The organism is Mycobacterium sp. IS-1496 (assembly GCF_001499995.1).
Taxonomy (GTDB): Bacteria; Actinomycetota; Actinomycetes; order Mycobacteriales; family Mycobacteriaceae; genus Mycobacterium.
The window spans coordinates 36,670-49,731 of record NZ_LQIU01000007.1; the positions used below are offsets into that span (position 1 = coordinate 36,670).

Annotated in this window: 14 protein-coding genes; 9 read left to right on the top strand and 5 right to left on the bottom strand. The window is 70.5% G+C overall.

The window, feature by feature from the left end; genetic code table 11:
* Positions 1-39: 39 nt before the first annotated feature.
* Entirely contained in the window at positions 40-933 is an 894-nt protein-coding gene (locus AU195_RS05010; RefSeq protein WP_059157961.1) for an aminoglycoside phosphotransferase family protein, read from the top strand.
* Positions 934-942: 9 nt separating this feature from the next.
* Here AU195_RS05010 and AU195_RS05015 read toward each other — a convergent pair whose 3' ends face one another.
* From AU195_RS05015 to AU195_RS05025, 3 genes are all read right to left on the bottom strand, one after another.
* A complete protein-coding gene (locus AU195_RS05015; protein ID WP_059157962.1) occupies positions 943-1,635 on the bottom strand; it encodes an Rv0518 family GDSL lipase in 693 nt (230 codons plus the stop codon).
* A 118-nt stretch (positions 1,636-1,753) separates the two neighbouring features.
* Positions 1,754-2,977, bottom strand: coding sequence for an acyltransferase family protein (locus AU195_RS05020; RefSeq protein ID WP_059157963.1), 1,224 nt, complete (start codon positions 2,975-2,977; stop codon positions 1,754-1,756).
* A gap of 158 nt (positions 2,978-3,135) precedes the next feature.
* Entirely contained in the window at positions 3,136-3,915 is a 780-nt protein-coding gene (locus AU195_RS05025; RefSeq protein WP_059157964.1) for a M15 family metallopeptidase, read from the bottom strand.
* Between the two features lie 155 nt (positions 3,916-4,070).
* On the opposite strand from AU195_RS05025, the gene AU195_RS05030 reads away from it, so the two are divergent.
* The 4 genes from AU195_RS05030 to AU195_RS05045 are packed head-to-tail and all read left to right on the top strand — an operon-like array spanning position 4,071 to position 7,997.
* Complete coding sequence (locus AU195_RS05030) at positions 4,071-5,294, top strand: fused response regulator/phosphatase (RefSeq protein WP_082702967.1); 1,224 nt, start codon at positions 4,071-4,073, stop codon at positions 5,292-5,294.
* Positions 5,291-6,880, top strand: a complete 1,590-nt coding sequence (locus tag AU195_RS05035; RefSeq protein WP_059157966.1) for a sensor histidine kinase — start codon at positions 5,291-5,293, stop codon at positions 6,878-6,880. Before AU195_RS05030 ends, AU195_RS05035 begins: the two co-directional genes overlap by 4 nt.
* A complete protein-coding gene (locus AU195_RS05040) occupies positions 6,880-7,320 on the top strand; it encodes a response regulator (protein WP_059158040.1) in 441 nt (146 codons plus the stop codon). Before AU195_RS05035 ends, AU195_RS05040 begins: the two co-directional genes overlap by 1 nt.
* Positions 7,321-7,328: 8 nt before the next feature.
* Entirely contained in the window at positions 7,329-7,997 is a 669-nt protein-coding gene (locus AU195_RS05045; RefSeq protein WP_059157967.1) for an alpha/beta hydrolase family protein, read from the top strand.
* 4 nt (positions 7,998-8,001) lie between these two features.
* Here the strand turns inward: AU195_RS05045 and AU195_RS05050 are convergent, their stop codons facing one another.
* Positions 8,002-8,754 (bottom strand): ArsR/SmtB family transcription factor, encoded by a 753-nt coding sequence (locus AU195_RS05050; RefSeq protein WP_059157968.1) that lies wholly within the window; start codon positions 8,752-8,754, stop codon positions 8,002-8,004.
* Between the two features lie 338 nt (positions 8,755-9,092).
* On the opposite strand from AU195_RS05050, the gene AU195_RS05055 reads away from it, so the two are divergent.
* The 4 genes from AU195_RS05055 to yaaA are packed head-to-tail and all read left to right on the top strand — an operon-like array spanning position 9,093 to position 12,116.
* Positions 9,093-9,650 carry a hypothetical protein gene (locus AU195_RS05055; protein WP_059157969.1) on the top strand — a complete coding sequence of 186 codons (558 nt, stop codon included), beginning with the start codon at positions 9,093-9,095 and terminating at the stop codon, positions 9,648-9,650.
* Between the two features lie 29 nt (positions 9,651-9,679).
* Entirely contained in the window at positions 9,680-10,816 is a 1,137-nt protein-coding gene (locus AU195_RS05060; protein ID WP_059157970.1) for an alkaline phosphatase family protein, read from the top strand.
* A gap of 47 nt (positions 10,817-10,863) precedes the next feature.
* Entirely contained in the window at positions 10,864-11,343 is a 480-nt protein-coding gene (locus AU195_RS05065; RefSeq protein ID WP_059157971.1) for an MSMEG_6728 family protein, read from the top strand.
* A 26-nt stretch (positions 11,344-11,369) separates the two neighbouring features.
* Entirely contained in the window at positions 11,370-12,116 is a 747-nt protein-coding gene (gene yaaA / locus AU195_RS05070) for a peroxide stress protein YaaA (protein WP_059158041.1), read from the top strand.
* Between the two features lie 37 nt (positions 12,117-12,153).
* Here yaaA and AU195_RS05075 read toward each other — a convergent pair whose 3' ends face one another.
* On the bottom strand, positions 12,154-12,981 hold the full coding sequence (locus tag AU195_RS05075) for an alpha/beta fold hydrolase (RefSeq protein ID WP_286149137.1): 828 nt from the start codon (positions 12,979-12,981) through the stop codon (positions 12,154-12,156).
* Positions 12,982-13,062 lie beyond the last annotated feature (81 nt).

Genomic DNA, 13,062 nt, shown 5'->3' on the forward strand with positions numbered 1-13,062 from the left:
ACCGCACCCCGGTTCGCGGGGTGTCCCGCGTCTGGTGACGTGATCGACCTGCCCGCCGCGGTACTGGCGATGGCGGACCGCGGACCGGAGTGGACGCACTGGGTCGAGACGCTGCCCGGTCAGGCGCAGACCCAGCTGCGGGAGTGGGAACTGCGCGTCGACGGTGCGCCGACGCACGGCACGACATCGCTTGTCCTGCCGGTCCGTACGCCGCGTGGGCGGCCCGCGGTGCTCAAGATGGGGTTCCCCGACGACGAGTCCGAACACGAGCACCTCGCGCTGCGCCGATGGGCCGGTCACGGCGCGGTGCGCCTGCTCAGCGCCCAGCCGCACCGCCGTGCGCTCCTGCTCGAACGGCTCGACGACCGAGACCTGGGCACCGTCTCCGACGTCGAGGCCTGCGCCGTCGTCTGCGACCTGTACCGCCGCATCCACGTCCCGGCCCTCCCCCAACTGCGAACGCTCACAACGTGGTTGGAGTCACGCACCGCTGAACTCGCGGTGCTGCCCCGCAACACCCCGCTGCCGCGCCGACTGGTCGAGCAGGCACTCACCCTGGGCCGGGACCTGATGATCGACCCCGCCAGTCGCGGCATCCTCGTCCACACCGATCTGCACTACGGGAACGTGCTGGCCGGCGGTGCGGATTCGTGGGTGGTCATCGACCCGAAACCGCTCGACGGCGACCCGCACTTCGAGGTCGCGCCGATGCTGTGGAACCGCTGGGACGAACTGGCCGGCGACGTCCGCGACGGGGTGCGCCGCCGCTTCCACGCCATCGTCGACGCCGCCGGTTTCGACGAGGACCGGGCGCGCGCCTGGATCGTCGTGCGGATGGTGCACAACGCGGTGTGGGAACTGCAGCGGGCGGCGCGTCCCGACCCCGCGTGGCTCACCGTGTGCGTCGCGGTGGCCAAGGCGGTGCAGGACTGAACGCCGGGCTCACACCCGTCGGGTCAACTGGGTGGCGATCAACGGCGCGATCTTGTCGGCCATGTACACGTGCCCCGCGTCGGTCGGGTGGACGCCGTCGGCGCCGATGAGCCCGGGGTCGTCGACGAACCACCGCTCCGCGATCGGGTCGACGAACGTCGCGTCGGCCAGGCCCGACTGGTACCGCAGGGTGTCGCGGATGCGAAGGATGGCCGGCGGCGGATCGGCGGTCGGCCAGGGCGGTCCGATCACCAGGAACCGGGCCTCGGGTGCGGTGCGGCGGGCGAGTTGGAAGACCCCGTAGACCATGATGGACAGCAGTGTGGGCTCGACGTTCTGGTCGTTGCGCGACCCGTAGAACACCACGAGGTGATCGTCGGCCTTGACCGCGCGGGCGGTGAGATCCTCGAAGACGCTGCCCCGGTTGCCGCGCGCCCCGTACCCGGCGCCCCCTTCGGCCGCCACGTCGGCGCGCACCGGCAGCCCCTGACCCGCCAGCAGCTGCCACGCCCGCGTCGTCCAGCCCCTCGGCCCCTCGCCGCCCTCGGTGCTGCCTGTGGTGTACGAGTCCCCGACGACCGCGACGCGGCTGCCGGCGAACTGCAACGTCACCATCTCGTCGCTGCGCTGCGGCAGCGGCCGGGCGACCACCAGTCCCACCAGCAGCGCAACGGACACCACCAGCGTGACCAGGCGACTCACCGTTTACCTCCACAGTCGACGGCACCGAGACGCCGCACCTCACGATGACTGAAAGGGTAAGTGTGGGCGAAGCCGCCGGCGTTCCGCGACGCGCTCGCCCGATTGTCACGAAATCGCGTCATCCGACCCGCACAGGCACGTGGTCGGCGCGCTCCTCGCGCTCGAGTTCCGGTGACGGCGCGGCCCGGCCGCCGACGGTGCTGCGTGTCGAGTCCCTGACGTCGACCATCCTGCGCATCCACAGCCGGGCCGGCTCCTCGACGCCGTGGTAGAGCGCGGCCGCGCCGAGGACCGCGACGCCGATGAGGCCCGCGACCACCGCACCGCCGGACCACCCCGGCGTGAGGGTGATCTCGAACTGGACCACCGCCCAGTTCCATGCGGTGTGCACCAACTCGTGGACCATGTACAACCCGAACGAGATGTGGCCGCAGTAGACCATGACGCGGGTGGACAGCAGCCGCGGCAGCGTCCCCGCCCCCACCGCCAGCGCCACCACCAGCGGGACGAACAGGACGTCCACCAGGCCGCCGGCGTCCCGGACGGACGCCGGTGGATGGGCGTCGAGGTAGTACAGGCCGGCGACGATCGCGGTCCCGATCAGCGCGGACAGCCAGCCGAACGCGCGACGCGTCCGGGCGGTGGGTCGCAGCTTGCGGACCGCGGCACAGGCGAGGGCGCCCGCGGCGAACTGCATCAGGATGCGCGGCAACCAACTCCAGGGTGTGTAGAACTCGCCGGTCGCGAGCAACAGCAGGGTCGGCGGCAGCGGCACCGCGATCGCCAGCCACACCAGGACGCGCGCCCGCGACACCCGTGCGACCCGGAAGATCACCAGGATCAGCACGCCGAACAGCAGATATGCCAACCACTCCGCGCTGATCGACCAGGCCGGACCGTCCCAGCTGGTGCCGTCGAAGTAGGGCTCGGACCACAACTGCACGAGCAGCAGCTGACGCAGATAGCTGGTGGCGGTGAGCTGGTCGACCGCAGGCGACGGAACGTGGCCGACGTTGCGGGTGAAGATGATCCACGCCGCGGCCAGGTGCATGGTGACCAGGTAGACCGGCCACACCCGGGCCAGCCGCAACCAGAGGAACCGCAAAGTGGTTCGGGTGGACCAGGACTGGCCCATGCGGTCGAGGTAGTTCCACGTCAGCACGAAACCGCTGAGGATGAAGAACAGGTCGACGCCCTGCGCGCCGGAGTCCAGCAGCGGCGACAGTGCGGCGGTGAAATCCGGTGCGGCCTGCGCCAACAGCGGCCGGAAGTGGAACAGGACGACCCATACCGCGGCGACGATGCGCAGACCCGAAAGGGCCCTGATCTCTCCGCTTCGCACAACACTCTTTTCGTGAGGGAGTCTGCTGTTTCGTCCTGGCTGGTTTCGTACGCCGCCCGTGCGTTCACCGGGCGGCGTTAGGCAGGGTAGCAGCGAGCCGGAGCGCTGTGCGCGTCCGAAACCCATGGCGCTGATGCCAACTCAGCGGACGGGATCCTTCACCGCTGTTCGAAGTGCTGGTAGTCCTTCGGCGTCTGCCAGTGCCCGCCCCAGCGCCAACCGCGGTCGGTGAAGGCGAGAACCGCCGGGTCACCGGCGTGCAGAATGCCCGGATCGGTCCGGTTGCGGTCGACGTAGGGCCCGGCGTTGGCGGGTTCCACCGCACCGCTGCGACCGATGTAGGGGTTGAGCAACGGGTTGAGGTCGATTGCCCGGCCGTAGGCGTGGTACGACCAGCTCTGCGACCCCGGTATGCCACGGCAGTTGAACGCCGAAGTGTTGTTGTCGGCCATCGACAACTCGTCGTCGGCGCCCGGGTACGCGTCGACGGTGCGCATCTTGTCGATCGGATAACCCATGCGGTACAGGACGTCGAAGACCTCGATGACCTGCGGCACCAGTTCGTCGTGGACGACGAGCGCGCCGCGGTGGGTGCGACCGTCGAAGCCGAGGTGGTTGAGCTCGACCCGCCGGAGCCGTTCCGGGCCCAGGGGGCAGCCCGGACGCCACGTCGTACCCAGATCGGCGGCGGTGACGGTGGTGACGGCCGGAGGGGGCGGCAGCGCGGACGTGGTCGTCGTCGTCGTGGAGGGCGTCGTCCTGGTCGTCATCGTGGTCGGGGGCGCGGCTGTGGGCGTCGAGGACGGTGGTGCGGGTTCGTCCTGCGTGGACGGGCCTGCGCCGCACCCGACGAGCGTCGCGGCGACAGCGGCGACGGCCAGCGACCTCGCCCGGCGCCGGCCGGCGCCGGGCCGGATTCGCAGGAATGACACCACCATCTCCGCGCCGACGCTACCCCGGTGTGAGCGCTCGCCCGGTTGTCGGAGGGCCGGGATGGACGCCGTCGACGGCGACCTTGGGTATTGTCAGGGGGCTATCACTGAAGAAGAGGTCAGCGCGGCCGCGGTGATGAATGTGAAGGACTTATTTGTCGATGCTCGCGCCGCATGACTCAGAACTGAGGCCTGTGCCTGATTCAGCCGTTGCTCCCATGACGCAGTTCGACACGTTGACGGTGCTCCTCGTGGAGGACGACCGTGGTGACGCGTTGCTCGTCGAGGAGTTGATCGTCGACGCGGTCGCCGACATCCGGCTGCGATGGGCCGAATCCATGGCGCACGCCGCCCGCGAGATCCGGGCCTCCCGCCCGGATTGTGTGCTGCTGGATCTCAACCTGCCCGACGCCAACGGCACCGACGCCGTGGACAGGATCTGCGACCTCGATCCCACCCTCCCGATCGTGGTCCTCACCGGCAACGTCGACGACCGCTACGGCGTGTCGGCGGTCGCGTCCGGCGCACAGGACTACCTCGTCAAGGGGCGTGTCGAATCGGAGATGCTGCGGCGTTCGCTGCTGTACGCGATCGAGCGGAAACGCTCCGAGCTCACCGCTGTCGACCTGCACGCCAGCCATCTGCGTGCGCAGGAGAACGCCCGGCTGGAACGCGGGCTGCTGCCGTCGCCGCTGCTGCTGGAGAATCCGGGTGTCGACATCGTCGCCAAGTACCGGCCGAGCCGGCCCAACGCGCTGCTCGGTGGCGACTTCTACGACTTCGTCCAGACCCCCGACCGGACCGTGCACGTCATGGTCGGCGACGTGTCCGGCCACGGACCCGATGAAGCCGCGCTCGGGGTGGCGCTGAGGATCGGATGGCGCGCGCTGACCTTCGCGGGCCTGCGCGGCAACCAGCGCATGCAGCAGCTCGAGCGGATCCTGCGTGCCGAGCGGCCGGGGCCCGGCATCTTCGCCACCGTGATGAGCCTGGCCTTCTCTCCCAGCGACCGCAGCTTCACCGCCGTCCGCGCCGGGCACCCGGGGATGCTCCTGCACGACCGCGCCGGCAACAGCGTGAACTGGCTGGAACCGCCCGCGGGACCCGCGCTCGGACTCGGCGGGTCGGCGTGGCCGCTGACCGAACTGGAACTGCCCGCCGGCCACGGCCTGCTGCTGCTCACCGACGGGCTGTTCGAGGGGCACTCCGGTGAGGGCAACGAGCGCCTCGGCGAGGAGGGGCTGCTGCGGCTGGCCCAGACGATGGCGGGGCTGGCTGGCCCCGACTTCGTCGAGACCCTGATCGACCGCGCCGAGGACCGCGCCCGGCCGCACGGCGGATTGACCGACGACATCGCGGTAGTCCGCGTGGAGCGCACCACGTGACGGCTCCCGCCCGCCGGCGGGGACGCCAGTTGACGGTGCAGGGCTGGTTGAACGTCGTGCTGGCCGTCATGGGCATGCTCGTGCTGGTCGGCGCGTTCGCCGGTGCGATCCTGATGAACCGCACCGACGCGGTGTCGCGCGAGCTGATCGAATCGATCCAGCCGTCACGGGTGGCGGCCTACCGGCTGCAGGCCGCCCTGCGCGATCAGGAGACCGCCGTGCGGGGTTTCGCGATCGCCGCCGACAAGCAGTTCCTCGAGCCCTACTTCGAGGGTCAGCAGACCGAACGCGAAGCGGCCGAGGAGATCCGCCGGCACGTCGGCGACCATCCCAATTTGATCGCCGATCTGGACGCGGTCGAGCAGGCCACCGCCGAATGGCGCGCGGAGTACGCCGAGCCGTTCATCCGCAGCGTCACCCCGGGCAGCCCCGGCGTGGTCGGCGAGGACCTCGTCCAGCGCGGCAAAGAGGGTTTCGACAACATCCGCGCGCTCTTCCACGTGCAGAACGTCGACCTCGCCGCCGCGCGCACCGCCGGGGTGAAGGAACTCGAGCAGGTGCGCGGGTGGCGCGACCGGGTGCTCGCCGGCATCATCATCACCTTCTTCGTGACCGCGCTGCTGCTGGCGATCCTGGCGCGCAGTGCTCTGGTTCGCCCGCTGTCGGCGCTGGCCGCCTCCTGCCGCCGCATCACCGAAGGTCACTTCGAGGAACGGATCGTCGCCGGCGGCCCCCGCGATATGCGGAGCATGGCCTCGGACGTCGAGGACATGCGACAGCGCATCGTGGAGGAACTCGAGGCGTCGCGGGCCGCGCGCGAACAACTCGACGAGCAGACCGTCGAGTTGCGGCGGTCGAACGCCGAACTCGAGCAGTTCGCCTACGTCGCGTCGCACGATCTGCAGGAGCCGCTGCGCAAGGTCGCCTCGTTCTGTCAGCTGCTCGAGAAGCGTTACGGCGACCAGCTCGACGAACGCGGCGTCGAGTACATCAAGTACGCCGTCGACGGCGCGAAACGCATGCAGGTGCTCATCAACGACCTGTTGACCTTCTCGCGTGTCGGACGCCTCAGCGCCGCGCACACCGACGTCGAACTCGACGAGGCGCTCGACACTGCGCTGTCGAACCTCGACACCGCGATCGAGGAGTCCGGCGCCGTGATCGTGCGCCCCGAGGAGCCGTTGCCCGAGGTGCTGGGCGATCCGACACTGCTGGCGATGCTCTGGCAGAACCTGATCGGTAACGCGGTGAAGTTCCGCAAACCCGACACCACACCCCGGATCGTGATCGAATGTGAGCGCGGGACCGACGACCGGGACGGACAGTGGCTGTTCACCGTGTCGGACAACGGCATCGGCATCGCCGAGGAGTTCTCCCAGAAGGTGTTCGTCATCTTCCAGCGACTGCACGGTCGCGACGCCTACAGCGGCACCGGCATCGGGCTGGCGTTGTGCAAGAAGATCGTCGAGTATCACGGCGGCACCATCTGGATCGACAACAGCTACACCGAAGGCACCCGGTTCCGCATGACCCTTCCGGTCGCCGTCCACGAACAACCCGAAGTGGTTCTGGAAGGAGCCCAATGATGACACCCTCCACGAGGCCGATCGACGTCCTGCTGATCGAGGACGACCCGGGCGACGAACTGATCACCCGCGAGGCGTTCGAACACAACAAGATCAGCAACACGCTGCACGTCGCCCACGACGGGCAGGAGGGTCTCGACTTCCTCTACCGCCGCAGCGGGTACGAGAACGCCCCGCGGCCCGATCTGATCCTGCTGGACCTGAACCTGCCGAAGTACGACGGCCGTCAGCTCCTCGAGACGGTGAAATCCGATCCCGACCTCAGTCACATCCCGGTCGTCGTGCTCACCACCTCCTCGGCCGAGGAGGACATCCTGCGCAGCTACAAGCTGCACGCCAACGCCTATGTCACCAAACCGGTGGACCTCGACCAGTTCATGAACGCGGTCCGGCAGATCGACGAGTTCTTCGTCCAGGTCGTCCGGTTGCCGCAGGGCTGAGGCGGTCCGTGGAGACCCTCGAATACGCCCCCGGCCGATCGCTCGACCTGTACGGCGAGGAGGACGCCCCGGTGGTGTTGCTCTGGCACGGTATGCAGACCGATTCCCGGGCGGCGGTGCGGCCGCTGGGTGAACGCGTCGCCGAGCTCGGCCTCGCGGTGGTGGCACCCGACTGGAATTCGCACGCCGACGACAGCGGCCGCTCGGATCTGCTCAACTCGGCCCGGTTCGCCGCGGGCCGGAGTGGCGCGGCGGACGGTCTGGTGGTCGTCGGCTGGTCACTGGGCGGCGCGGCCGCCGTCGGTCTCACGTTCCGGGCCGCCGAGTACGGGCTGCGCATCACGCGTACGGTCTGCCTGGCCGGCGCGTTCATGGCGCCCGATCCCCTGTCCGGCGAACCGTTGACCCCCCGTCCGGCAGCCGGCGCACGCGTGCCCGTCACCCTGGTCCACGGCGGCGCCGATGACGTCGTCCCGGCGAGCGTGAGCCGGGACTTCACCGCCGAGATGGGCGTCGCCGGTTGGCGCGTGCAGTACATCGAGCTGGCGGCCGACCACGCGAACATCGTGGGTGCCCGCTACGACGCCGGCGCCGACCGCTATGAGCCCTCCGACGATCCCGCGAGTCTGGCGGTCGCCGCGGAAGTCGCCAGGATCGTCGCCGAACCGGCCGCCTGAGCGCCTAGCGGTGCTCCAGCCCGCTCTTGAGATCGGCCAGCTTCCGTGGCCAGCTTCGGGAAATGTGCTGTCGCACAATGCTGTTCGGGAGGAAACCGTCGTGGACGACGGTGAGCTCCACCTGGTCGTCGATCGGGCGGATGTCGAACGCCACCCGTGAGTGGGGCTCGGACGCGACCGTTTCGGCCGGCGCGTCGGTCATCGACGGGACGGCGGCGGGAAACGTGAAGGCCAGCCGCTGGTAGGGGTCCGCCTCGAGGATCACCTGACCGGGGTCGTCGAGTTCGCGATCGCCGTCGACCCACGTGTAGATCGCACCCTTCTGCCAGGTCGACACCATGGCATGGCCCATGTAGTGCCCCGAGAACGACGGCCCCGTGATCGCCTGCCACAACCGCTCCGGTGTGGTCCGGATATAGGTGGTGTAGACGAACGCCTGGCCGTCGGGCGTCGGCGGGGCCTGCGGCGCCGTGTCGAACCTCGTCGGCGCCACGCGCGTGCGGTCGTACTGACGGATCCAGCGGTCGAAGAGCGCGTTGATCGGTTGGGCGTCGAGGTGGTGGAGTTTTTCCCGGCCCCGTCGCACCGCCGTGACGAGGCCGGCCGCCTCGAGGACGGCGAGATGCTTGGTCACCGACTGGCGCGTCATGTCCAGTCCCGCGGACAACTCCCGCAGCGTCTGCCCGTCGCGCAGGTTCAGGGCGTCGAGCAGACGGCGACGGCTCGGATCGGCGAGCGCCTTGAACACCTCGTCCATCGCCACGTCTCCGTCAGGCAACCGGGCGGTTGCATCAGCCACCATATGCAACCGGATGGTTGCCCGTCAACGGAATGAGTCGCGTTGCCTCGGTGACGCCTCGGTTGCTTGGCCGCGTGTTTTGCCGAAAGTGACGGCCTGTGCTGCGTTCGCCGAGTTCGGCGCAGGTATCGCCATGCCCTTCGGAGTTCGACGGTCACCGCCTCCGGCCCGCCTTCGCGCGCAAACGTGCACGTCGCGGTGCTGAGAATTTAGTGTCCTGGGCCATAGAAACCGTCAAACGTGAACGCGCCCACAGGTTTTGGGCGGCCCGAAGGGCTCTGCTACCGTCCGTCGGCATGTTTGCTCTAGTCACGTTGATGTCACTGGTCAACTCGGTTTCGGGCACGCCCTACGTCTCGGGCGGCGACAGCCCCGCGGGGACCGACTGCTCCGGTCTGGCCTCCTGGGTCAGCAATGCGGCGACCGGGCGACCCGTGTACGGCGATCGGTTCACCACCTCGAACATGGAAAGCGAACTGCTCGCCCGCGGCTTCCAGCACGGGTCGGAACCAGGCGCGCTGGTGATCGGCTGGAACAGCGGTCACGCGGCGGTCACGCTGCCCGACGGCACGCCGGTGTCCTCCGGTGAGGGTGGTGGCGTCAAGGTCGGGGGCGGCGGCGCGCACCAAGCGCAGTTCACCAACCGGATGTTCCTGCCCGCTCCGCCGGAGGCTCCGGTCCCGGCGCAGCCGCCGATCAACGTGCCGTTGCCTCCCCCGCCGCCCGGTGCTCCGCTGCCTCCGCCGCCGCCCGGCGCTTTGCTGCCTCCGCCGCCCGGTGCTCCGTTGCCTCCTCCGCCGCCGGGCGCTCCGCTGCCTCCTCCGCCGCCGGGCGCTCCGCCGATGGCCGTGTGACCGATCCCGGGGTGTGACACGCTGCAGGAATGCAGCTCCCACGGTCGGACCCGGACCTGCCTCACCTCGCCGACGTGGTCCCCTCGGTGCTCGCGGCGATGGAGGTGCCGGGCTTCGACGCGCGGATCGACCTGCCGACCGGGATCGGCTCGGCGTGCGTCCTGTTGATCGACGGACTCGGCGCGGAACTGCTCGACCGGCACGCCGACGATGCGCCGGTCCTCAGCGGTCTGCGCGGCGAGACCCTGCAGGTCGGGTTCCCGTCCACCACGGTCGCCAGCCTGGCCTCGGTCGGGACGGGGTGCCGCTCCGGGGCGCACGGAATGGTGGGCTACACGTTCCGCATACCCGGCGCAGGCGTCGTGAACCCGTTGCGGTGGCGTCCCCACCCCTGGGGTGAGGATCTGCGGGAGTCCATGCCGCCCGAGACGGTGCAGCCGATGCCGACGGCCTTCGAACGCGCGGCATCGGCCGGTGTCGCCGTGCACGTCGTGTCCAACGCCGAGTTCGCCGGCTCGGGGCTGACCCGCGCGGTGCTGCGCGGTGGGCGCTTCATCGGGGTACACGGCCTCGGTGACCTGGCCGCCTCGGTGCGCGGGGTGCTGGCCGACGGCGGATTCTGCTACGGCTACCACGGCGACCTCGACCTACTCGGGCACCTGTACGGGCCGGGGTCCACGGCCTGGCGCATGCAGTTGCGCCAGGTCGACCGGCTGGTCGAATCGGTGGTGACCGGTCTGCCGCCGGGCGCCTTGCTCGCCGTGGTCGCCGACCACGGCATGGTCGAGGTCGACGCGGAGCGCATCCTCGACCTCGACGAGTGCGCCCCGCTCTTCGACGGGGTCGAGGCGGTCGCCGGCGAGGCCCGCGCCCGCTACGTCTACGCCGCCGAGGGGGCGACGGCCGCGGTGCTGGCGGCCTGGCGGGAGACGCTGGGCGACCGGGCCTGGGTCACCACCCGCGACGAGGCCATCGAGGCCGGCTGGTTCGGCGCCCGTGTCGCCGACGACATGCGGCGCCGGATCGGCGATATCGTCGTCGCCGCGAAGGACTCCGCCGCGCTGGTGCGCCGCACCGTGGAGCCGATGGAGTCGGCGTTGCGCGGACAGCACGGCTCGCTCACCGATGCCGAACAGCGGATCCCCCTTCTGCTCGCGTACGGCTGAGTGCGGCCCGGGTGTGATCTCCACGCCCCGCGGGTACGTCCGCACCGATGCAGACCTTCCTGCCCTGCGAGGATTTCGACGCCAGCGCCGAGGTGCTCGACATGCGTCGCCTCGGTAAGCAGCGGGTGGAGGTGATCCAGGTCCTGCGGGCCCTGACGGTGCCCGGCTACGGGTGGCGTCACCACCCCGCCGCGGCGATGTGGGCGGGGTACGAGGAAGCGCTGGTGCGCTACGGGCTGCAGATCTGTGCGCACTGGTGTCGCAGCGGCCGGGCCGACACCTGTGCCACCACCCTGGTGACCGATCTCGGCGTGACGGTCGGGATCTCCGCGGTGCGTCCCCAGGCCGAACTCGGCGCCGCGGGCGAGCTGCCGCCGTGGCTGGGCGACGAGGCGTTTCACCGCAGCCATCAGGCGGCACTGGTGAAGAAGGACCCGGACCACTACCGGCCGCTGTTCCCGGACGTGCCCGACGACCTGCCGTACGTGTGGCCCGCTTCGGACCGCGACCGCCGAATACCGCTCTGAGCGCCCACGGCGATAACGTCTTCGCCGTGCTCGTGCTGCTTCCGCCATCGGAGACCAAACGCGACGGGGGCGACGGACCGCCGCTGCGCCTCGACCGGCTCTCCTTCCCCGACCTGGAACCCGTGCGCAAGGCGCTCCTCGACGAGATCGTCGAGCTGTCGGCCGACCGGGAAGCGAGCCGCAAGGCGCTCGGGCTCTCGCCGACACAGGATGCCGAGATCGCACGCAACGCGGTGCTGCACACGGCTCCGACGCTGCCCGCGATCGACCGGTACACCGGTGTGCTCTACGACGCCCTGGACATCGAATCCCTGCGCGGTGCGGCCGCGGCACGCGCGCGGCAGCGGCTGGCGGTCGGTTCGGCCCTGTTCGGGCTGCTGCGGGCCGGCGATCCGGTGCCGGCCTACCGGCTCTCGGCGACCGCGAAGCTACCCGGCAGCGCGCCGCTGACCGGCCGCTGGCGCCCGGTGCTCGAACCGGTGCTCGCCGACGTCGCCGCACAGGAGCTCGTCATCGACCTGCGGTCCGGCTCCTACGCGGCGCTCGGGCGCCTGCCGGCCGCGGTGCGTGTCGGCGTGCTGGCCGAGCACGCCGACGGCCGGCGCACCGTCGTCAGCCACTTCAACAAGGCGCACAAGGGACGGCTCGCCCGCGCGCTGGCCACCACCCGCTCCGAGCCGTCCGACGCCGCGGCGGTGGCGACGGTGGCGCGGCGCGCCGGGATGCGCGTCGAACGCAGCGGGGACCACCTGGTCGTCGTCGTCCCCGCCTGATCAGGCTGCCGTACGAGAGCGCTTCGGCGACAGCGATTTATCGCAGGACCGATTCGACCGCCGCGGCGGTGAGGGGGTCCACGATGCACGTGAAGTGATTGCTGTCGGGGGTGTCGACGACGCGGACCGCCGGGTTGGTGGCGCGCAGAGCGGCGACGGCGTCGTCGCCGATCAGCACGGCGCCGCCGAGCGGCCGCATCGCGCGGACCACCACGGTCGGCATGGTCAGGGCCCGCCAGTGGTCGGTCCAGTCGGTGGGCCAGCGCTGGTACAGATCCTCTTCGGCGGCCGCACGCGAGGTGCTCGGACGCCAGGTCCCGTCGGGCTGTTCGGCCAGTTCGTAGGTGTGGTGCTCATCCCAGAACGGGGTCCACGGATCGACGATGCCGGCGGCGCGGACGCTGTCGAGGTAGGCGCCCGGGCCGGAGACCACCGCGTCGAGCCGGGCGAACCCCTCGCGCACCGGCGCGAGCGCGGCACGCTGCGCCGGGCCGATGTGGTCGATCAGCGACAGGCTGCGCACCCGGGCGCCGTCGTCACGGGCGACGCGCATCGCGATCAGCGCACCCAGCGACCAGCCGGCGAGGTCGACCGCGTCGGCGCCGAGCGCGTCGGCCACCGCGAGCACGTCGCCGGCGTGGCTGTCCAGGCCGTAGCTGCCCGGCGGGGTGATCTCGCTGCGACCGCGACCGCGCAGGTCGAACGCGACGACTCGGCGGTCATGACCGGCCAGCCGTTCGGCGAGGTACGAGAACGCCGTCAGGTTGGCCGAGATGCCGTGTACGCACAACAGGATCGGCGCATCGTCGGCGCCCCAGGACCGGGTCCGCACCCGGCCGGAGGGGAGGTCGAGGTCGAAGTCCACCGGCCGGACTCTACGCGACCGCCGAACGTGCGCCGGTTGCGAGATTTCGGCCGCCGGTTTCTCGCAGTGAGCGCACGTTCG

Coding starts and splice junctions, on each gene's coding strand:
- AU195_RS05060 (WP_059157970.1), top strand. CDS start 9,680: ATGCAGCTCCCACGGTCGGACCCGGACCTGCCTCACCTCGCCGACGTG.
- AU195_RS05030 (WP_082702967.1), top strand. CDS start 4,071: ATGCTCGCGCCGCATGACTCAGAACTGAGGCCTGTGCCTGATTCAGCC.
- AU195_RS05055 (WP_059157969.1), top strand. CDS start 9,093: ATGTTTGCTCTAGTCACGTTGATGTCACTGGTCAACTCGGTTTCGGGC.
- AU195_RS05040 (WP_059158040.1), top strand. CDS start 6,880: ATGACACCCTCCACGAGGCCGATCGACGTCCTGCTGATCGAGGACGAC.
- AU195_RS05065 (WP_059157971.1), top strand. CDS start 10,864: ATGCAGACCTTCCTGCCCTGCGAGGATTTCGACGCCAGCGCCGAGGTG.
- AU195_RS05050 (WP_059157968.1), bottom strand. CDS start 8,754: ATGGACGAGGTGTTCAAGGCGCTCGCCGATCCGAGCCGTCGCCGTCTG.
- AU195_RS05025 (WP_059157964.1), bottom strand. CDS start 3,915: ATGGTGGTGTCATTCCTGCGAATCCGGCCCGGCGCCGGCCGGCGCCGG.